Source organism: Frigidibacter sp. SD6-1, assembly GCF_030143255.1.
Classification (GTDB): domain Bacteria; phylum Pseudomonadota; class Alphaproteobacteria; order Rhodobacterales; family Rhodobacteraceae; genus TMP-24.
In genome coordinates this window covers 274,814-292,823 of record NZ_JARJNR010000002.1, presented here as the reverse complement: position 1 = coordinate 292,823, position 18,010 = coordinate 274,814, and the positions used below count along the sequence as shown (strand labels likewise).

Sequence of the window (18,010 nt, the reverse complement as noted above, 5' to 3'; positions counted from 1 at the left end):
CCAACCCCCGCCGGAATGCCGCATCCCTTGCTGGACGGATCGCGCTATGCCGAATTGTGCGTCACCTCGAACTTCAGCTTCCTCACCGGCGCTTCCCACCCCGAGGAACTGGTCCTGCGCGCCACTGAGCTGGGGCTCGACGCCATCGCCATCACCGACCGCAATTCGCTGGCGGGCGTGGTGCGCGCCTGGTCGGCGCTGAAGACCCTGAGGAAAGAAGCCGAGGAGAAGCTGCGCATCCGCTCCTCCCACCGGGTCGATCCCAACTCGCGGCAGGTGATCGGCACGCCGCAGGACCTTGTCGTGCCCGAAAAGCCCGTCCTGCCGAAGCTGATCGTCGGCGCGCGGCTGGTGCTGACGGACTGTCCGGTCCACTGGCTGGCCCTGCCCGCCGACCCCGATGCCTATCACCGGCTGGCGCGGCTTCTGACACTCGGCAAGCGCCGCGCGGGCAAGGCCGAATGTCACCTGACGCTGGCCGATCTGGAAGAAGGGTGCCGGGGCATGATCCTGATCGCCCTGCCGCCTGCCGGTCTGGCCGCCGACCTTGCCGCCGCGCGCCTGCCCGTCCAGCGGCTGCGTCGGCGCTATCCGGGGCAGGTCTTCCTTGGCGCCGCGCCGCGCTATGACGGCTCCGATCAGGCCTGGTTCGACGCCTGCGCCCATCTGGCGCTTGCCGCCTCGGCGCCGATGGTGGCGGTGGGCGATGTGCTGATGCACCGCGCATCGCGCCGTCAGCTGGCCGACGTGCTGACCTGCCTGCGCGAAGGCATCACCATCGACCGGATCGGCACCCGGGCGCTGCCCAACGGCGAACGCCGCCTGAAGGGCGCCGCCGACATGGCGCGGCTTTACCGCAATCATCCCGCCGCGCTGCGCCGCACGCTGGAGATCGCCGCGCGCTGCAGCTTCGACCTCTCGGAGCTCAGCTACGATTACCCCGACGAGGTGGCCGATGGCGAAAGCCCGCAGGCCCGGCTGGAACGGCTGTCGCGCGAGGGGCTTGCGCGTCGCTATCCCGGCGGCGCGCCCGACCGGGTTCTGGGGCTGATGGAAAAGGAACTGAAACTGGTGGGCGAGCTGAACTACGCTGCCTATTTCCTGACCGTCCATGACATCGTGACCGAGGCGCGCAGGCGCGGCATCCTCTGCCAGGGGCGGGGCTCGGCGGCCAATTCGGTGCTGTGCTACCTCTTGGGCATCACCGATGTGTCCCCCGACATGATCGGCATGGTCTTCGAACGCTTCATCTCGCGCCACCGGGGCGAGCCGCCCGACATCGACGTCGATTTCGAACATGAGCGGCGGGAAGAGATCATCCAGTGGATCTATGAAAAATACGGCCGCCACCGCGCGGGTCTCTGCGCGACCGTGATCCATTTCCGCTCGCGCGCCGCGATCCGCGAGGTGGGCAAGGTCATGGGCCTGTCCCAGGATGTGACCGCCGCCTTGTCGGGCCAGATCTGGGGCATGTCCAACCGGGGGGCGGAGCCCGAGCGCATCCGCGAACTGGGCCTTGATCCCACCAACCGGCGATTGGCGCAGACCATCCGCCTCATCGGCGAGATCATCGGCTTTCCCCGCCATCTCAGCCAGCATGTCGGCGGCTTCGTCATCACGCGCGGCCGCCTCGACGAACTGTGCCCGATCGAGAATGCCGCGATGGAGGGTCGTACCGTCATCGAATGGGACAAGGACGATATCGACGCGCTGAACATCCTCAAGGTCGATGTCCTGTCGCTTGGCATGCTGACCTGCCTGCGCAAATCCTTCGACCTCTTGGAGGAACATGAACGGACCCGCCTCACGCTCGACAGCGTGCCGCAGGAGGACCGCGCAACCTACCGGATGCTGCAACGCGCCGATGCGGTGGGGGTCTTTCAGGTCGAAAGCCGGGCGCAGATGAATTTCCTGCCACGCATGAAACCCGCAACCTTCTACGATCTGGTGATCGAGGTCGCCATCGTCCGCCCCGGGCCGATCCAGGGCGGCATGGTCAAACCCTACATCCGGCGCCGCCAGGGGCTGGAGGCGCCGGAACCGTTCGGCCCCGCGCTCGCCCGGGTTACCGAAAAGACGCTTGGCGTGCCGCTCTTTCAGGAACAGGCCATGCAGATCGCCGTGGTCGGCGCGGGCTATTCCGCCGAAGAGGCCGACCAGCTACGCCGCTCGCTCGCCTCCTTCCGCCGCATGGGCACGATCGGCGCCCACCGCGACCGGTTCATCGCGGGCATGCGGGCCAACGGCTATGATCAGGCGATCGCCGAGGCCTGTTTTTCACAGATCGAGGGCTTTGCCGATTACGGCTTTCCCGAAAGCCATGCGGCGGCCTTTGCGATGCTGACCTATGTCTCGTCCTGGCTCAAGTGCCACCATCCGGCGGTCTTCGCCTGCGCGCTGCTGAATTCCCAGCCGATGGGGTTCTACGCCCCCGCCCAGATCGTGCGCGACCTGCGCGACCACAGGGTCGAGGTGCGGCCGATCTGCGTGAACAGCAGTGCTTGGGACAATCTTCTGGAACGCCGCGCCGACGGGGCGCTGGCGCTGAGGCTCGGCTTCCGCCAGATCAAGGGGTTTCGAGAGGAGGAGGCAGGCTGGATCGTCGCCGCGCGGGGCAACGGCTATCCCGACCCCGAAAGCCTGTGGCTGCGCGCGGGGCTTCTTCCGGCGGCGCTGGAACGGCTGGCCGAGGCGGATGCCTTCCTGTCGATGGGTCTCAGCCGCCGCGAGGCGCTGTGGCAGGTGCGGGGGATAAAGGGGGCGGGGCCTTTGCCGCTGTTTTCCGATCCGGTTGATGGCGAGGGGGTGCGAGAGCCGCGCGTCACGCTGCCGCCCATGCATCTGGGCGAGGAGGTGGTGGAGGATTACATCGCCCTGCGCCTGACGCTGCGCGCCCATCCGATGGAGCTTCTGCGCCCCGCGCTGCCGGGGCTTCTGCCGCATGACCGGCTGGTCGCCGCCCCCCTCCGCCGCACCTCGGTCTGCGGCCTCGTCATCACCCGCCAGCGGCCGGGCACTGCCTCGGGCGTCATCTTCCTGACGCTGGAGGATGAGACGGGCGTCGCAAATATCGTTGTCTGGCCAAAGGTTTACGAACGTTTCCGCCGCGCTGTCATGGGCGGCCGCCTTCTGCGTGTCACCGGCCGGCTGGAGCGGGAGGGGATCGTCACCCACCTGATCGCCGACGAGATCGAGGATATCTCCCACCGCCTGTCGGAGCTTGGCCATCCGCTGGACGGGGCAGTGGGCATCACCCGCCCCGGGGCCGACGAGGCCCCCCGCCAGCCCCGCAAACCGCCCCGCCAGCCCCCCCGTGCCATGCACCCGAGAGAGCAGGCCAAGCGGCTGTTCCCCAGCCGCGATTTCCACTGAAACCACCGTCCCGCAAGCGTCGGTATCCCGTCCCGCATCCGTCCCGCATCCGTCCCGACAGGGGCGGGCGGGGCGCAAAGGAAATGGAAAGGGTCGGCAGGGGGGCGGGAGCCGAAATCCTTGAAGGATTTCGGACCGATTTCTTTTCAAGAAATCGGCGGCGGCGCGGGGGGAGAGGTCAGCCAGCGGACGGGGGCGCGGTTGCAAAAGATGATGATCTGGCCGCCGGTCTCGGCCACCTGATAGCCCCGGCGCTGCACCTCGGCCATGAAACGCTCCATCCCCGCGAACCGTTCGATGTCGCGTGCCTTGCGACGGATCACGGCGCCGTCCTGCACCGCCTTCGAGGTGAAGAGGTCACGGAGCCAGATCTCGGGTGCGAGCGGCGAGGTGAGATTGCGCATGGGGGACAGGCTGCGCGCTTATGGTTCGCGAAGCGTTAAGACGGGCCGATCCGTCCGCCAAAGCCCGGGGCCATCGCGCCCCGGGCGCCGCGACCGGCGGCCGCTGTCCCGTCCGCGCGCCCGACGCACGGTCGGCGCCCGCCCTCAGGGCGGCGGCGCATTCGCGCCCGCCAGGGCAGGCGCCGCCCGTGCCCGATCGTCCGGTTCTGCGAAGAGCCCGGCCCGCGCGGTGCGCGCGGGCGTTCGGCGGGGGAACGGTCCACCGGACCGTTCCTCGATCCCGCCTCACCCCTTGGCGCTGCCTTGCGTCAGCGCCAATCGGACCGGGCAACGCGCCACTGGCGCGCTCCCTGTCGGTCCTCTGAAGGCTATGGGCTAGCGGACTGCACGCAAAATGTCATTTCTATCCAGTTAGGTCCAAAGCTTTGCCGCAAAATTCTCCACTTTTTCTCGATTCTGAAGCAATTGCGAGGCATTAACCTTCACTCTCTGACCCGCGACGCTTAATGTGCCAGAAGGCATGCTTGAAAAAGGAGTTCCGCGCGCAAAGGCGACGACGCCAGAGGTTTGAAAATCCTTCATTTCAAACATACCTTCGTCAACAGTGTTAAACGTAAAGTATTCAGGATGATCTTTCAAAATTCTCTCTACGTCTTTCGTAATTCCATTTAATACAGCGGCATAACTTTTTGCGGTGTTGATGTATTGAGTAAGCCGATTCTTGGCGATCATGTGAATAGTCGGAAGCTCAATTCCGCCGTTCTTCATACGAGTGTGAAAGTTATGCTGCGCATAGATGTCTGACGGAAGTTGAAGTCCGTAGATTAGACTCATCGCGTTCTGAATCCCGCGCCGCGAGGAATCATCAGCTGTAACAGGAAGAACGATTCGATCACACGCCGCAAGAGCGATTTGCGTATACATCGAGAAGCTCGGATTCATATCAATAAAAATGTAATCAAACTGACCATTCAGGCAGTCGAAGAAGTCAATTAACCAGCTTGCAACCGCCGCCCAGCTGTTTGTTCCGGGAATTTGGGTATTGGCCAAGGTTGAGACAGCGTTCGCCTGAAGTTCGAGCAAGGGGTCGCCAGCAAGCAAAGAAATATTGCCCGGAATTTTCGCGTTGTAGTCGCTTGGTCTTGAAATGAAGGCGTTCGGATTTATTCCGCTTCTATCGAATGGCTTCGGTAGGCGACCTTGAAAATAACCTCCGATTGACCTCCTCCCTGGCATCCCATGCAGTGTCAGGAGGTTTTGACCGCCGGTGTTTTCCTGTCCCCCGAGCAAAAGCTCGCTTAGGTTGGCCTGCGGACAGACGTCGACGATCAGAACAGAGTTCTCCGCATTCATCTGCGCAAAAGCACAGACTGACTGGAAAGTCAGACTCGTCTTTCCTGTGCCGCCCTTATTGTTCCAAAATCCAAGTGTTCTCATCGCCCAAGCTCCGTGTCGGTTCGGTGCTTTGACGTGTAGCTTGTCGACATCACTAAGTCAATAGTCTACACCAACCGCTCCACTTCCTTCGCCGCCCGCACGAAATCCGCAAACAGGGGATGCGGGGCAAAGGGCTTTGACTTCAGTTCGGGGTGGAACTGGACACCGATGAACCAGGGGTGGTCCTTCCATTCGACGATCTCGGGCAGCCGCCCGTCGGGCGACATGCCGGAAAAGATCAGGCCGCATTTTTCCAGCCGGTCGCGGTATTTGATGTCGACCTCGTAGCGGTGGCGGTGGCGTTCCTCGATGGTCGCGGCGCCATAGACCTCGGCCACCTTTGACCCTTCCGCCAGCATCGCCGTATAGGCGCCAAGCCGCATGGTGCCGCCCTTGTCGTCGTCGGCCTTCCTTTGAACCGTGTGGTTGCCCTGCACCCATTCCTTCAGGTGATAGACGACCGGCTCGAACCGTTTCGCGCCGGCCTCGTGGTCGAACTCCTCCGACCCCGCGCGGGTGACGCCGGCCATGTTGCGGGCGGCCTCGATCACCGCCATCTGCATGCCAAGGCAGATGCCGAGGTAGGGCACGCCCTTTTCGCGGGCGAACTGGGCGGCCTTGATCTTGCCTTCGGTCCCGCGCTCGCCGAAGCCGCCGGGGACGAGGATGGCGTGGAAGGCCTCGAGCCAGGGGGCGGGGTCTTCACGCTCGAAGATCTCGGCGTCGATCCATTCGGCCTTCACCCGCACCCGGTTGGCCATGCCGCCATGGGTCAGCGCCTCGGCGATGGATTTGTAGGCATCTTCCAGCTGGGTGTATTTGCCGACGATGGCCACGCGCACCTCGCCCTCGGCATGGGTCAGCCGGTCCATCACGTCGGTCCAGCGGTCGAGGTTCGGCTTGGGCGCGGGCGAGATGCCGAAGGCGTCGAGGACCGCCTGGTCGAGGCCCGCGCGATGGTAGGCGAGGGGGGCCTCATAGATGGTGGAGAGGTCGTAGGCCGGGATGACCGCGTCGGGGCGGACGTTGCAGAAGAGCGCGATCTTTTCGCGTTCGCGGTCGGGGATCGGATGTTCGGAGCGGCAGACCAGCACGTCGGGGGCTAGGCCGATCGACTGCAGTTCCTTGACGCTGTGTTGGGTAGGCTTGGTCTTGAGTTCGCCCGAGGCCGCGAGGTAGGGGAGCAGCGTGAGGTGCATCAGGATCGACTGGCCGCGCGGGCGTTCGTGGATGAACTGACGGATGGCCTCGAAGAACGGGAGCCCCTCGATATCGCCCACGGTGCCGCCGATCTCGCACAGCATGAAATCGACCTCGTCCTCGCCGATGCGAAGGAAGTCCTTGATTTCGTTGGTGACGTGGGGAATGACCTGGATGGTCTTGCCGAGGTAGGTGCCGCGGCGTTCCTTCTCCAGCACGTTCGAATAGATGCGGCCGGAGGAGATGGAATCGGTCTTGCGGGCATGGACGCCGGTGAAACGTTCGTAATGGCCGAGGTCGAGGTCGGTTTCGGCGCCGTCATCGGTGACGAAGACCTCGCCATGTTCGAAGGGCGACATGGTGCCGGGGTCGACGTTCAGATAGGGGTCGAGCTTGCGGAGCCGGACCGAATAGCCGCGGGCCTGCAGGAGCGCGCCCAATGCCGCCGATGCCAGCCCCTTGCCAAGCGAAGAGACCACACCGCCGGTGATGAAGATATAACGCGCCATGTCCGGACCTGCCCCCGTGAGGAAATGTTTTTCTCTGACCGCAGGCCTTCCGGCGCGCAGCATCACGGGAGTCAAGATATATCCGATTCGGCCCGGACCCGCAACCGGACCGCAAGATTTTGAGGGCGATTTGTGGCGCCCTCCCAAGAATAGTGGTCTGGCCTAGTTCGAGGGCGCGCTGTCCGCGGGGGCCGATTCAACCGGAGGCGGCAGAAGATCGCCTTCCGGCAGCGCGGGCGTCGCCGGTGCGTCGGCAGGTGTCTCGCTTGCAGGCGCGGCGGCGGGCGGGGTCTCGATCACCGACGAACCGGCGGCATTGCGCGCGGCGAGGACGGTGAGCGTGATCGAGGTGGCGATGAAGCCTGCCGCGAAGATCCAGGTCAGTTTGGTCAGCGCGTTGGCAGCACCCCGCGCCGTCATGGCGCCGCCGCCCGACAGAAGCGCGCCGCCTTCGTTCCGCTGCAAAAGCACGACCCCGATGAGGAGAAGCGCAAGGATCAGGTGAACGGTGAGGATGACGTTTTCCATGGGACCCGGGTCTTGTGGCTGACGCGCCTATCTAGGCGCAAGGTGTCAGGGGCGCAAGGGCGAAGGCGCGATCAGGTCGGCCCTTCGCACACGGCCGAGAGCTTGTTGCCGTCGGGGTCGCGGACGTAAGCGGCGTAGAAGCTTGCGCCAAAGGGCCTGAGGCCCGGCGCGCCCTCGTCGGTGCCGCCCTGGTCCAGCGCTGCCTTGTGGAAGGCATCGACGGCGGCACGGCTTTCGGCCTCGAAAGCGGGCATCGAGCCGTTGCCGACGGTGGCGGGCTTGCCGTCGAAAGGTTCGGTGATCCAGAGCCGGGTGCGGCTGTCATCTGCCGCGCCATAGCCCACCTCTGTCGGCTCGTCGGCGCGGCGGATCAGGCCGAGGGTGGGCATGACCGCGTCATAGAACCGGCGGGCGCGGGCGAGGTCGTTGGTGCCAAGGGTGATGTAGAGGAACATCTCAGCCCTCGACCTCGTCGACGCTGGCCTGGCCCGACAGGCGCTGGCGCAGGATGCTCCACGACAGGCCAGCGCCGAGGATGATCGAGAGGGCAAGGATCGCCAGCCACATGTTTAGGCTTTGGTTCTGCAAGGTCAGCACGCCCCAGTCGATCAGCACCCAGAGCGCCGAGCCGAAGATCGCTGCGATGAGCACGATGCCGAAGGCGCCGATCGAACGCAGGGTGGCGACGACATAGATCATGTAGCCGACAGCGAGAAGAAGCCCGAGAAAAAGGACAAGCGGGAACTGGCCCGCATAGTTCGCCTCGGCCCAGCGGACATAGTTGATTTCGGTCGGGTTGAACGTGGCCGACAGCAGCGCGAAGGCCCCGAGCCAGCGCAGGATGATGCCCATCTTTGCCTCCTTCTCCTCGCCCGGCCGGGGTGCGCGCGATTTTGCTGTTTCGCTGCCGGTCCGCCATCGCTATAGGACGCAGGGTTTGACGGAAAGGCAAGGACCGGGTTCATGGCAAACGTCGTCGTTGTGGGCGCCCAGTGGGGCGACGAGGGCAAGGGCAAGATCGTCGACTGGCTGAGCGAGCGCGCCGACGTGATCGCGCGTTTTCAGGGCGGGCATAATGCGGGCCATACGCTGGTCATCGGCGGCAAGGTCTTCAAGCTGAACGCGCTGCCCTCGGGTGTCGTGCGCGGCGGCAAGCTTTCGGTCATCGGCAATGGCGTGGTGCTGGACCCCTGGCATCTGGTCAAGGAAATCGCCGCGATCCGCGCGCAAGGGGTGGAGATCAGCCCCGAGGTGCTGATGATCGCGGAAAACACGCCGCTGATCCTGCCGTTCCATGGCGAGCTGGACCGGGCGCGGGAAAGCCAGAATTCGGTGGCCAAGATCGGCACCACCGGGCGGGGCATCGGCCCGGCCTATGAGGACAAGGTGGGGCGCCGGGTGATCCGGGTGGCGGACCTGGCCGACGATGCGACGCTGGAACTGCGGGTGGATCGGGCGCTGGTGCATCACAATGCGCTTCGCGCGGGTCTGGGCCTGGGTCCGATCGACCGCGAGGCGCTGCTGGCCGATCTGCGGGCGATCGCGCCCGAGATCCTGCCCTATGCGGCGCCGGTCTGGAAGGTGATGAACGAGGCGCGGAAATCGGGCAAGCGGATCCTGTTCGAGGGGGCGCAGGGCTCGCTTCTGGACATCGACTTCGGCACCTATCCGTTCGTGACCTCGTCGAACGTCATCGCAGGCCAGGCGGCGACGGGCGTGGGGCTCGGGCCCAATGCCATCGACTTCGTCCTGGGCATCGTGAAGGCCTATACGACGCGGGTGGGCGAGGGGCCGTTCCCGACCGAGCTCTTTGACGCCGATGGTCAGCGGCTGGGCGAGCGGGGGCGCGAGTTCGGCACCGTCACCGGGCGCAAGCGCCGCTGCGGCTGGTTCGACGCGGTGCTGGTGCGCCAGACCTGCGCGATTTCGGGGATCAACGGCATCGCGCTGACCAAGCTTGACGTGCTGGACGGGTTCGAGGTGATCCGCATCTGCACCGGCTACGATCTGGACGGGACGGTTCTGGATTACCTGCCCACGGCGGCGGACCAGCAGGCACGCTGCACGCCGATCTATGAAGAGATCGAGGGCTGGGCGGAATCGACCGAGGGCGCGCGCAGCTGGGCCGATCTGCCGGGCGCGGCGATCAAATATGTCCGCCGGATCGAGGAGCTGATCGGTTGCCCGGTGGCGATGCTGTCCACGAGCCCCGAGCGCGACGACACGATCCTTGTCACCGATCCGTTCGCGGATTGACCGGCCGCTCATCGCTCCGGTCCGTCGCTCTTCGCTGATCAAGCGAGGACCGACTGCAAGGAGGGAGGAGCGGCCCCGTCTCAGGAGGCCCGACCATGACCCATCGCACGCGCAAGCGCCTTGCCCTTGTCGCCTTGCTCGTCGGCCTGCCGGTCTATGTGATCCTGGCCGTCAGCCTGGTGAACTGGCTTGACCGGACTTTCGGCCGTCTGCCGATCTGGGCGGAAGTGCCGCTCTATGCCATCCTTGCCTTCGCCTGGGCGCTGCCCCTGAAGCCGCTTTTCCGCGGGATCGGGCAGGCGGACCCCGACGAGTGAAAGGGCGCCCGGAAGGGCGCCCCCCGCAAGCCGGAAATCCCGCGTTTCAGTTGGCGGCGCGGCGCGTCTCGATCATGTATTTCGAGGCTTCGGCGACAGCGAACTGGCCACGGCTGATCTTCATGATCTTGCCTTCGCGCAGGAGCATCCCGAACGACCTGAGTCCGTCCTCGCGGTTGAAATCGCTGCGCGACGAGGCGAATTCGACCTTCCTGAGGATATGGGGCCGCGAAAAATAGGGGCGCCCCTCGACCGAGGCGGTATAGACGGCGGCCGCTTCCAGAAGTTCGGTCAGATCGTGGGCGCCGAGCTTTTCGGCGAATTCGGTGAAGCTGCTCACGCTGTCGGGAGAGATTTCCTCGTCGCCGTCGAACTCATGGTCTTCATCGTCGAAGCCGGTCTCGACGTCCGAGGCGATGCGGCGCGGACGAATGCTGGTTTCCCGCCCGCCAGCCGACGGGCGGTCGACGCGCTGTTCGGAGACGAGCACCAGCGGTGCCACGGGGGCGGGGCGCGCGGTGGTCGGTTGCATCGAGGTCGGCCGGTGCGGACGGACGGCGCGCGACAGGTCTTCGCGATAGCGGTCGAGGTCGGCCTCCTCGTCGCCCGCCGACGCCTTCGGTTCGCCATCGTTCATCTTGCGGTCGGCGATCGTCGCCGCCACGGCTGCCTTCAGATGCGAGATCGAGGTGAACTTGCGGCGGCTTTCGGCGCCTTCCAGTTTCTGGCGCGCCTCTTCCATCAGGCGTTCGACATCATGGCCCTCGTCCGCGCCGGCGGCATCCGCCAGATGATCGTCACCGGCGGCGGGCGCGTGATGGTCCTCCGCCTCTTCGGGGTGGCCGATCCGGCGGCCGATGCGGATCACGCGGGCGCGGGCGCGCTGGAAGAAGCTCGTGGGCTCCGGCTCGGGCGCGCGCTCTTCGGCGGGCGCCTCGGCCATGTCCTCGTCGTCATCGAAGCCGGGCGGCGGCGCCCAGGGCGCGGCGCCTTGCGGCGCGGGCTCCGGCGCCGGGGTCTTGGCGGGCGCCTCTTCCGGCGTGATCTGGGCTTCCTCGCGCAGCGCCGTCAGGCGCGACAGGAGCGCGTCATCCTCGGCCAGGGGCGGCAGGTCGGTTTCGTCATCCTCGAGATAGTGCGCAGGCGCCTCGGCCAAAGCCTCGGCGCGGATCGGTTCCGGCGCTTCGTCGGGGGTCTTTTCCGCCGCCGTTTCGGCACGTTCGGCCGCGCGCGCGGCCTCTGCCGCCACGAGTTCCGGCTTGTCGTCGCTCGGGTCGAGGCTGAAGCCGAAATCCGCTTCCATCTGCGGCCCGGCGGCGGCCATCCCTTCGCTGTCGGCCTCGTCATCGTCACCGATATCGGCGGTCTGCGCGGCGCGAACGCCTTCGACCACGGCGCGGATACGCATGAGCTTGGCGGCGATCGAATCGGGGGCGGGCGCCTCGAGCACCGGCTCCGGCGCGGCGGGCAGGGGGGGCGCGACCGGGAGGGGGGCGGCGGCGAGCGGCGCTTCAGCCTCTGCTTCGGCAGTCTCCTCGATCGCCGCGCCCGTCGAGATCGCGTCTGCCTCGATCTCGGCCGTATCGGCCTCCTCTTCGTCTGCGACAGCCTCAATCAGATCGTCGGCGGGCACCTCTTCGGCGGGCGCGGCCTCGGCCATCACCTCAAGGGCGGGTTCCGGTGTGTCTTCCTGCGCCGCCTCCGGCAATGCAGCTGCGGCGGGTTCGGGCTCGACCGGCAATGCGGCTTCTTCCGGGAGGGCGGCTTCGACCGGCACGGGTGCCGCGGTTTCTTCGGCGGCGGGGGCAACTGGTGCCGTCTCTTCGGGCTGAGCCGCTTCAGGCGCAGCAGCCGGGGCGGGCGCCGGAGCAGGCATCGGGGCCGACAGGGGCGCGGCTGCGGCGACCGGGGCCGGTTCCGCCACCGGATCGGACTGGCGCAGCGTCACGCCATGTTCGCCCAGCTTCGCCTCGACCCGGCGATGGATCTCGCGCTCGGCGATCTTTTGCAGCATCTCGGCGTCCGGCACCGGCGGCTCTGCGCCGAAATACCGGTCCTCGGCGGCGAGGTCGCGGAAATATTCGGCGACCGCCTTCATCATCACGAAGGGTTCGTCGAACCCTTCCAGCGTGCAGGAAAAGGTCCCGTAGGAAACGGTGAGAATCTTGCTTGGCCCGACCATTCTATGTCTGCCTTCCATCACGGCGTTCCTCTTCATCGAACCTCAGAACTGGTTCGCGAGCATGAACAGATATAGGTAAATTAAAGGATTCTTTCGGACCGCCCGCACCCGCCGTTGCCACAATCGCTAATAAACTCATCATGCCAGACAGAACTGTTGAATTCCAAGAACCAGTGACTTTTTTGGGCGGGGGCCTAACAAACCCCGGCCTGCTTCGATCAATCCTGAAGCGGGCGCCAACGCTGATAGCCGTCGATGGTGGCGCGAATATGGCGGTTTCTGAAGGGCTTAGTCCCGATTTCGTGATCGGGGATTTCGATTCCGTGACGGCCGAGACGCTGTCCGCGATCCCGGCCGAGCGCCAGATGCGAATCGCCGAGCAGGAAACGACCGATTTCGAGAAGTGCCTGCTGAGCGTCCGGGCGCCGCTGATTCTCGGGCTGGGGTTCACCGGCGCGCGGGCCGATCACACCCTGTCGGTGATGAACGCGCTGGTGCGCCATGCGGGCAAACCTTGCATCATCCTTGACGAGACGGACCTGATTTTCGCCGCCCCGCCGCGCCTCCGACTGGACCTTGCGGCGGGCACGCGGCTGTCGCTTTTCCCGATGGCGGCGATCGAAGGGCGCTCAAGCGGCCTGCGCTGGCCGATCGACGGGCTGGTGCTGTCGCCCGACGGAAGGATCGGCACCTCGAACGAGGCGACGGGGGCCGTCGATCTGGCCTTCGCGCGGACGGGGATGCTGGTGGTGCTGCCCGCGGATCAGCTGGACCGCGCCGTCACGGGGCTTCTGTCAGCGCACGGCTTGCGCTGACACTGCGGGCGGCGATCCGCTCGCGGTGGATGATGTAAAGGCCCGAGGCGACGATCACGCCGATGCCCGCCCAGGTGACGGCGTTCGGAAAATCGCCGAAGACCAGATAGCCGAAGAGGGCGGCGGGCACGATTTCCAGATAGTGCAAAGGCGCGAGTGTGGCGGAAGGTGCGAATTTCAGCGCATAGGTCATCGACATGTGGCTGATCGTGGCGGCGAGGCCGACACAGAAGCACCAGAGCCAGAAAATGCCCGACGGCAGCGAGAGGCTGAGCGTCGGGTCACCCGCAAGCCACGCGAGCCCCGAGAAGGGCAGGCAGAGGGCGCCCGCGACGAAGGCGGTCTGGACCTGCATGGCGACCGGATGGACATGGGCCGAGAGCGCCCGGGTGATCAGGATGTAAAGCGCGAAACTGACCGCCGTGCCGAGCGGCAGGAGCGCCACCAGGCCGAAGGCGGCAAAGGCGGGCTGGATCACCAGAAGCGAGCCGACGAAGCCGACGACCGCCGCGCCGATCCGCCGTGGCCCGACCTGCTCGCCCATCGCGAAGCGGCCGATCAGGAGGATGATGAACGGCTCCAGAAACACGATGGCGAGCGCGTCGGCCAAGGGCATCGACCGCAGCGCGGCGACGAAGCACCAGGTGGAGATGACCGAGACGAGGGCGCGCGCGAGGGTCAGCGTCAGCGCCCGGCCCGAAAGGCGCACGGACAGCCCCATGGCGATGAGGATCGGCGCCATCAGCACCGCCTGCACGAGGAACCGCCCGAAGGTGATCGAGCCCACCGAAACCGCTTGTCCCGCGAGTTTCGAGGCAACGTCGATCAAGGGCGCGATCGTGCAGAAGCCAAGCATCAGCACGACGCCCAGAAGCGGGCGGTCATTGGTGTTCATACGGTCTCGCTAGCCCGTGGCGGGGCGGAAGTCCATGCCCTCACCGCCTGAGCCGGCCACGGTTGGCGCAGCCCTCGAGCACCCGGTCGCCGATGGTCAGGCGCGCGTGGAACTCGAAAGATGTCGGCGCGCCCTCGGAGCCCTGCACGCAAGGACCGGCGCTGATAAGGAGCGCATAGGACTGACCGTCGAACTGGCCACGGAAGGTCCGGCCGTTCGGGCCATCGTCATGGGTCACGGGCCCGATCCTTGCGCGGCCGTCCAGCGTGATCTCGGCCAGCGGGCGGTCGATGTCCGCCGCCCAGCCCGGACCGCTGGCACTGGCGTCCCGGACAAGGCGGGTGGCAGCTTTGGTCGCGACCGGGCCGACATCGTCGCAGGCGGCGAGAAGTGGCACGAGGAGGAGAGGGGCGAAGCGGGCGGGCGCGAGTATGTGTGTCATCGCACCGCAATAGGAGCGGCCGACCCGGCCGCCAAGTCGGCAAAACCAGCCCCGCGCCCGTCAGATCGGCTCGGGGCCTCCTCAGGCCTCTTCCAGCTCTGCATAAAGCGCGCGCAGGCGTGCATCATCGAGCCCGGCTGCCCTGGCCAGTTGCGCGACGAAGGCGGCGGCAGCCGGGCTGGTGTTGCCGCGGCTCGACGCGACGAGAAGCGCCATGCGCACGTGTTTCTCCTTTTCCGGCGCACTCAGACCCGCCAGCAGCAGGGCGAAATCGGGGGGATCGGGCAGGTTGGCCGCGGCAGCGATCATCCGCGCGAGGAAAGTGGGATCGAGAGGCATCCGCAGAAGCAGCTGGCTCATCGCCTGGATGGCCTCGACCTCGGATGGTCCCGGAAGGCCATTCTTGAGCGCCGCGCGGCACATGATCTCGAACGCGACGCGGGTTCCGGGGGGAAGCGGCTCGGCCACGGTATGGAAACCCGCGCTCACGGTCGGTTCGGGGGCGGAGGCGGTTGCTGTCGGTGCTGCCCGGGGCGGCTCGTCGTGGCTTCCGGTCGGCCGCGGATCATGATCCTTTGCCGGTCGTATCAACCCATGCAGCGGACCACCGGGCGAGACATTGGCGTAGGCGCGCCGCTTTGCGAGACCGGCATCGGCCTTCAGCTGGGCAGACAGGTGGCGAAGGAAGGGCAGGGCGCTGGGTGGCAACGCGCCCTGCGTCTCCACAAGGGTCATGAGCGCTTCCATCGCTGCTTGACGATGGGCGGTCGGAACGGCCCTTGCAAGCATCGATATATCCACCGGGCGCGGCTTCGGCAGGCTTCGGGCGAGGGCAATATCGGCGCCGCGCTGCACCTCTTGCGCCTGAACCGGCGTCGTAGAGAAGTGCGTGGCGAGCACTGCGATGAGGGGGGCCGCCTCCGTCCGTGGAACGCCGCATGCTGTCGCCGCGTGCGCGAGCATGTCGAGAAGCGCCTTTGTCGCGTCCGGAAGGTCGCCAAGATCCGCGACCCGGCGCCGCTGGCGGCGTTTCGCCGAAGCGACGACCATGACGAAGGCGGCGACGAGAAGGCCGATCGCAACGGGCGGGCTGCGCTGGCCGAGGGACAGCGACGGAACCGCAGGCAGAGATTTGGGGACAATGCCCATGGCTTGCAGCGCCGCGAACCGGTCGGCGGTCAGCGGGACGTAACTTGCCGCTGCGCAATGGTTGGCGGCGATGACATAGCCCTCGGAACGGAAGAAGAGCGGGATGTAGGCAATGTGATATTTGCGCACGAGATGGCAGAGCGTCGCCTGCTGACCGAACAGATCGGCGGCCTCGGCGGGCAGTTCGCTGACCATCTCGCCGAACTCATAATATCCGTAGGGGATGCCGGCCGAGGCCGGAGTAGCGGCAAACAGCGTCGCGATGGCTGCGGCTGCGAAGACCCTTTTCATGATTCGCGTCCTGGTAGTTTGGAGTTGGGTGCGTTTCTGTCGACGGCTATTGGCAGTGGCCTGCGGCAAAAGTTTGTCATTGGCCAGAGCGGGATCGCTTCGCCAAGGCAAGGCGATCCGGAGCCGCTTGCAGGGCAAGCGTCAGGCGCGGGCAGGCTCCGGCGGGGCTGCGCTTTCCCGGGCTGACCAGTCGGCGCGCAGCGCCCGGCCGCGCCCCTTGAAACCGCCGCCGGGGAGGTAACAATCGCTCATGCGGTCGAGGCGAAAATGGCGGAAATCCTGCCTGACTTCGCAAAAGGCGGCGAGGACAGTGGAATCGATGTAATAGACGAGGGCGAGGGGCAGGGCGGCGCGCGTGCTCTCGTCTCCCCCGGCATTCCGGTAGTGAAAGGCGATCCGCCGTTCATCCCGGATGGCGCGGCGCAGGAGGGCGGGGTCGGCGCCCGCCTCCGGCAGGCCGTGCCAGCCCGAAGCGGAAAGCGTCGCTGCCGCCTGCCGGGGTGCGGAGGCGGCGATCTTGGCGGCTACCCCTTCGGCCGCCGCCACCAGCCCCCGGTCGCCGGTGCGCGCCAGCAGGGCGAGGGCCACGACGATCGCCTCGACCTCCTCGGCGGTGAAATTGAGGGGCGGCAGGTCGAAGCCGGGACGCAGGATGTAGCCCACGCCCGCCGCCCCGTCGATCGGCACGCCCATGGCCTGCAGGCCCGCGATATCGCGATAGACCGTGCGGCGCGAGGCGCCGAGCCGCTCGGCGATCTCGGCCGCCGTCAGCGGGCGGCGGCGCCCGCGCAGGAGCGCGATGAGATCGAGCATGCGGATCGGTTTCATGGATCTGAACCTTGCCCATCTCTGCTGCCAGCTAGATGGCAGCAGGATCGCGGCAAACCCGGTGCGGCACAAGGGAGGCCGGAAATGAACATTCCATTCGAAACCCGTTCGCTGCGCATGGCGGAGGCACATCTTTTCGAGGTGCAGGCACCGGAAGCGGACGTGGGCCGCATCCTTGAGGCGGTGGCCGCGATCGATCCGCTGGCGATGACTCCTGCCTACGACAGCAATGCTTTCGTCAGCGCGCCGGGCACCGAACGCTACCGGCCGCGCGAAGGCGCGGTGGCCGGGGTGGAGGAGGCGGTGCGGCAGCGGCCTGGGGTCGTGTCGATCACCTTCGAGACGGTAGAGGGCGCGGAAGTGGCGGCGCGGATCGTCGAGGCGGTCTTCGAGGTGCACAGCTATCAGGAGCCGGTGATCCGGATCACGACCCTTCTGACGGCGCGGTCGAAAGGGCTTGATCAAAGTGCCAATCCGCATCGCTGGTGGAATACGACCGGCGACTGGAAAGGTCAGGCATGACGCGGCATCAGGCGGGGGTTCTGCTGGTTCTGGCATCGACCCTGCCCTTCGCGCTGGCCGGTGTCTTCACCCGGGCGATCGCGGCGGATGTCTGGACGGTGCTGGCCTGGCGAGGGGCAGTGGGCGGCGGGATCATCCTGATCTATGCGCTCTGGCGCGAGGGGCGGGCGCGGATGGGCTTGCCTGGCTGGCGGATCGCGCTCGTGTCGGCGCTGGCGAGCGCGGCTTTCCTCGGTGCCTTTCGTGCCACGCAGGTCGCCAATGTCGCGCTGATCTACACTCTGGCACCCTTCGTGGCCGCCGGGCTCGACTGGCTCGGGCGCGGGGAACGGCCAAGGCGGGACGTGATGCGGGCAGCGCTCCTCTCGTTTGGCGGCGTGCTTCTGGTGGTGGGCGGCGGGCTCGGGCAGGGCCGGGTCGCGGGCGATCTGATGGCCTTTCTGATGACGGTGCTGATGGCCATGACCATGATCCTGATCCGGCGAGGCGAAGGCGTGCCGGTCCTGCGCGCGATGGCCGCCGCCGCCCTGCCGCTCGGGCTTGCGGGACTGACCTTTGGCGATCCGCTTTCCGTCTCGGCGCGGGACGGGATGTTGCTCGCGGCGTTCGGCTGTTCCTTCGCGCTCGCGACCATCCTCTTGACCGAGGGCGCGCGGCGCATACCGCCTGCCGAAGTGGCCTTTCTCGGCGGGGCGGACGTGCCGATCGCGATCGTGCTTGCGGCGGCGCTTCTCGGCGAATGGCCGCCCGCCCTGACCTGGCTCGGCGGGTCGGTGGTGCTTTTCGCGGTCTTCCGGCAGGGCTGGCGCGACCTTGGGCGCTGATCCGGCGGAGACCCGCGCCATGGCGCGGGTCAAGCCATC

General features: G+C 66.6%; 17 protein-coding genes. 6 read left to right on the top strand and 11 right to left on the bottom strand.

The features are described from left to right. Positions 1-15: 15 nt before the first annotated feature. Complete coding sequence (locus P0645_RS05965; RefSeq protein WP_284163760.1) at positions 16-3,372, top strand: error-prone DNA polymerase; 3,357 nt, start codon at positions 16-18, stop codon at positions 3,370-3,372. A 146-nt stretch (positions 3,373-3,518) separates the two neighbouring features. Here the strand turns inward: P0645_RS05965 and P0645_RS05960 are convergent, their stop codons facing one another. The 6 genes from P0645_RS05960 to P0645_RS05935 form a co-directional block, all read right to left on the bottom strand. Further along, positions 3,519-3,776, bottom strand: coding sequence for an aspartate aminotransferase (locus P0645_RS05960; protein WP_284163663.1), 258 nt, complete (start codon positions 3,774-3,776; stop codon positions 3,519-3,521). 411 nt (positions 3,777-4,187) lie between these two features. Further along, positions 4,188-5,213, bottom strand: a complete 1,026-nt coding sequence (locus P0645_RS05955; protein ID WP_284163662.1) for a ParA family protein — start codon at positions 5,211-5,213, stop codon at positions 4,188-4,190. Between the two features lie 65 nt (positions 5,214-5,278). Then, a complete protein-coding gene (gene pyrG / locus P0645_RS05950) occupies positions 5,279-6,922 on the bottom strand; it encodes a CTP synthase (RefSeq protein WP_284163661.1) in 1,644 nt (547 codons plus the stop codon). Positions 6,923-7,084: 162 nt separating this feature from the next. Beyond that, positions 7,085-7,450, bottom strand: a complete 366-nt coding sequence (secG, locus tag P0645_RS05945) for a preprotein translocase subunit SecG (protein WP_284163660.1) — start codon at positions 7,448-7,450, stop codon at positions 7,085-7,087. Positions 7,451-7,521: 71 nt separating this feature from the next. Then, on the bottom strand, positions 7,522-7,905 hold the full coding sequence (locus P0645_RS05940; RefSeq protein WP_284163659.1) for a VOC family protein: 384 nt from the start codon (positions 7,903-7,905) through the stop codon (positions 7,522-7,524). Between the two features lies 1 nt (position 7,906). Then, positions 7,907-8,302 carry a DUF6524 family protein gene (locus P0645_RS05935; protein ID WP_284163658.1) on the bottom strand — a complete coding sequence of 132 codons (396 nt, stop codon included), beginning with the start codon at positions 8,300-8,302 and terminating at the stop codon, positions 7,907-7,909. A 111-nt stretch (positions 8,303-8,413) separates the two neighbouring features. Here P0645_RS05935 and P0645_RS05930 point away from each other — a divergent pair, with 111 nt between their 5' ends. Together P0645_RS05930 and P0645_RS05925 are read left to right on the top strand one after the other, a co-directional pair. Continuing rightward, positions 8,414-9,706, top strand: coding sequence for an adenylosuccinate synthase (locus P0645_RS05930; RefSeq protein WP_284163657.1), 1,293 nt, complete (start codon positions 8,414-8,416; stop codon positions 9,704-9,706). 95 nt (positions 9,707-9,801) lie between these two features. Further along, positions 9,802-10,023 carry a DUF2842 domain-containing protein gene (locus P0645_RS05925; protein WP_284163656.1) on the top strand — a complete coding sequence of 74 codons (222 nt, stop codon included), beginning with the start codon at positions 9,802-9,804 and terminating at the stop codon, positions 10,021-10,023. Positions 10,024-10,069: 46 nt separating this feature from the next. Here P0645_RS05925 and P0645_RS05920 read toward each other — a convergent pair whose 3' ends face one another. Beyond that, complete coding sequence (locus tag P0645_RS05920) at positions 10,070-12,205, bottom strand: hypothetical protein (RefSeq protein WP_284163655.1); 2,136 nt, start codon at positions 12,203-12,205, stop codon at positions 10,070-10,072. Positions 12,206-12,345: 140 nt separating this feature from the next. Here P0645_RS05920 and P0645_RS05915 point away from each other — a divergent pair, with 140 nt between their 5' ends. Further along, positions 12,346-13,020, top strand: a complete 675-nt coding sequence (locus P0645_RS05915) for a thiamine diphosphokinase (RefSeq protein ID WP_284163654.1) — start codon at positions 12,346-12,348, stop codon at positions 13,018-13,020. Here P0645_RS05915 and P0645_RS05910 read toward each other — a convergent pair. The 4 genes from P0645_RS05910 to P0645_RS05895 all read right to left on the bottom strand — a co-directional run bounded on the left by P0645_RS05910 (position 12,986) and on the right by P0645_RS05895 (position 16,625). Next, entirely contained in the window at positions 12,986-13,915 is a 930-nt protein-coding gene (locus tag P0645_RS05910) for a DMT family transporter (protein ID WP_284163653.1), read from the bottom strand. The genes P0645_RS05915 and P0645_RS05910 overlap by 35 nt on opposite strands. 40 nt (positions 13,916-13,955) lie before the next feature. Next, on the bottom strand, positions 13,956-14,357 hold the full coding sequence (locus P0645_RS05905) for a hypothetical protein (protein ID WP_284163652.1): 402 nt from the start codon (positions 14,355-14,357) through the stop codon (positions 13,956-13,958). Positions 14,358-14,438: 81 nt separating this feature from the next. Beyond that, a complete protein-coding gene (locus tag P0645_RS05900) occupies positions 14,439-15,797 on the bottom strand; it encodes a hypothetical protein (protein WP_284163651.1) in 1,359 nt (452 codons plus the stop codon). Between the two features lie 141 nt (positions 15,798-15,938). Continuing rightward, positions 15,939-16,625: a helix-turn-helix transcriptional regulator gene (locus tag P0645_RS05895; protein WP_284163650.1), complete on the bottom strand. Its 687-nt coding sequence runs from the start codon at positions 16,623-16,625 to the stop codon at positions 15,939-15,941. Positions 16,626-16,709: 84 nt separating this feature from the next. Between P0645_RS05895 and P0645_RS05890 the strand changes: the two genes are divergently transcribed. Further along, positions 16,710-17,147: a YqfO family protein gene (locus P0645_RS05890; RefSeq protein ID WP_284163649.1), complete on the top strand. Its 438-nt coding sequence runs from the start codon at positions 16,710-16,712 to the stop codon at positions 17,145-17,147. Beyond that, positions 17,144-17,971 carry a DMT family transporter gene (locus P0645_RS05885; protein WP_284163648.1) on the top strand — a complete coding sequence of 276 codons (828 nt, stop codon included), beginning with the start codon at positions 17,144-17,146 and terminating at the stop codon, positions 17,969-17,971. Before P0645_RS05890 ends, P0645_RS05885 begins: the two co-directional genes overlap by 4 nt. Positions 17,972-18,010: the final 39 nt, after the last annotated feature.

Bases quoted from the DNA above. Each gene is read 5' to 3' on its own strand.
- P0645_RS05965 (WP_284163760.1), top strand. From the start codon at position 16: ATGCCGCATCCCTTGCTGGACGGATCGCGCTATGCCGAATTGTGCGTC.
- P0645_RS05960 (WP_284163663.1), bottom strand. From the start codon at position 3,776: ATGCGCAATCTCACCTCGCCGCTCGCACCCGAGATCTGGCTCCGTGAC.
- P0645_RS05955 (WP_284163662.1), bottom strand. From the start codon at position 5,213: ATGAGAACACTTGGATTTTGGAACAATAAGGGCGGCACAGGAAAGACG.
- pyrG (WP_284163661.1), bottom strand. From the start codon at position 6,922: ATGGCGCGTTATATCTTCATCACCGGCGGTGTGGTCTCTTCGCTTGGC.
- secG (WP_284163660.1), bottom strand. From the start codon at position 7,450: ATGGAAAACGTCATCCTCACCGTTCACCTGATCCTTGCGCTTCTCCTC.
- P0645_RS05940 (WP_284163659.1), bottom strand. From the start codon at position 7,905: ATGTTCCTCTACATCACCCTTGGCACCAACGACCTCGCCCGCGCCCGC.
- P0645_RS05935 (WP_284163658.1), bottom strand. From the start codon at position 8,302: ATGGGCATCATCCTGCGCTGGCTCGGGGCCTTCGCGCTGCTGTCGGCC.
- P0645_RS05930 (WP_284163657.1), top strand. From the start codon at position 8,414: ATGGCAAACGTCGTCGTTGTGGGCGCCCAGTGGGGCGACGAGGGCAAG.
- P0645_RS05925 (WP_284163656.1), top strand. From the start codon at position 9,802: ATGACCCATCGCACGCGCAAGCGCCTTGCCCTTGTCGCCTTGCTCGTC.
- P0645_RS05920 (WP_284163655.1), bottom strand. From the start codon at position 12,205: ATGGTCGGGCCAAGCAAGATTCTCACCGTTTCCTACGGGACCTTTTCC.
- P0645_RS05915 (WP_284163654.1), top strand. From the start codon at position 12,346: ATGCCAGACAGAACTGTTGAATTCCAAGAACCAGTGACTTTTTTGGGC.
- P0645_RS05910 (WP_284163653.1), bottom strand. From the start codon at position 13,915: ATGAACACCAATGACCGCCCGCTTCTGGGCGTCGTGCTGATGCTTGGC.
- P0645_RS05905 (WP_284163652.1), bottom strand. From the start codon at position 14,357: ATGACACACATACTCGCGCCCGCCCGCTTCGCCCCTCTCCTCCTCGTG.
- P0645_RS05900 (WP_284163651.1), bottom strand. From the start codon at position 15,797: ATGAAAAGGGTCTTCGCAGCCGCAGCCATCGCGACGCTGTTTGCCGCT.
- P0645_RS05895 (WP_284163650.1), bottom strand. From the start codon at position 16,625: ATGAAACCGATCCGCATGCTCGATCTCATCGCGCTCCTGCGCGGGCGC.
- P0645_RS05890 (WP_284163649.1), top strand. From the start codon at position 16,710: ATGAACATTCCATTCGAAACCCGTTCGCTGCGCATGGCGGAGGCACAT.
- P0645_RS05885 (WP_284163648.1), top strand. From the start codon at position 17,144: ATGACGCGGCATCAGGCGGGGGTTCTGCTGGTTCTGGCATCGACCCTG.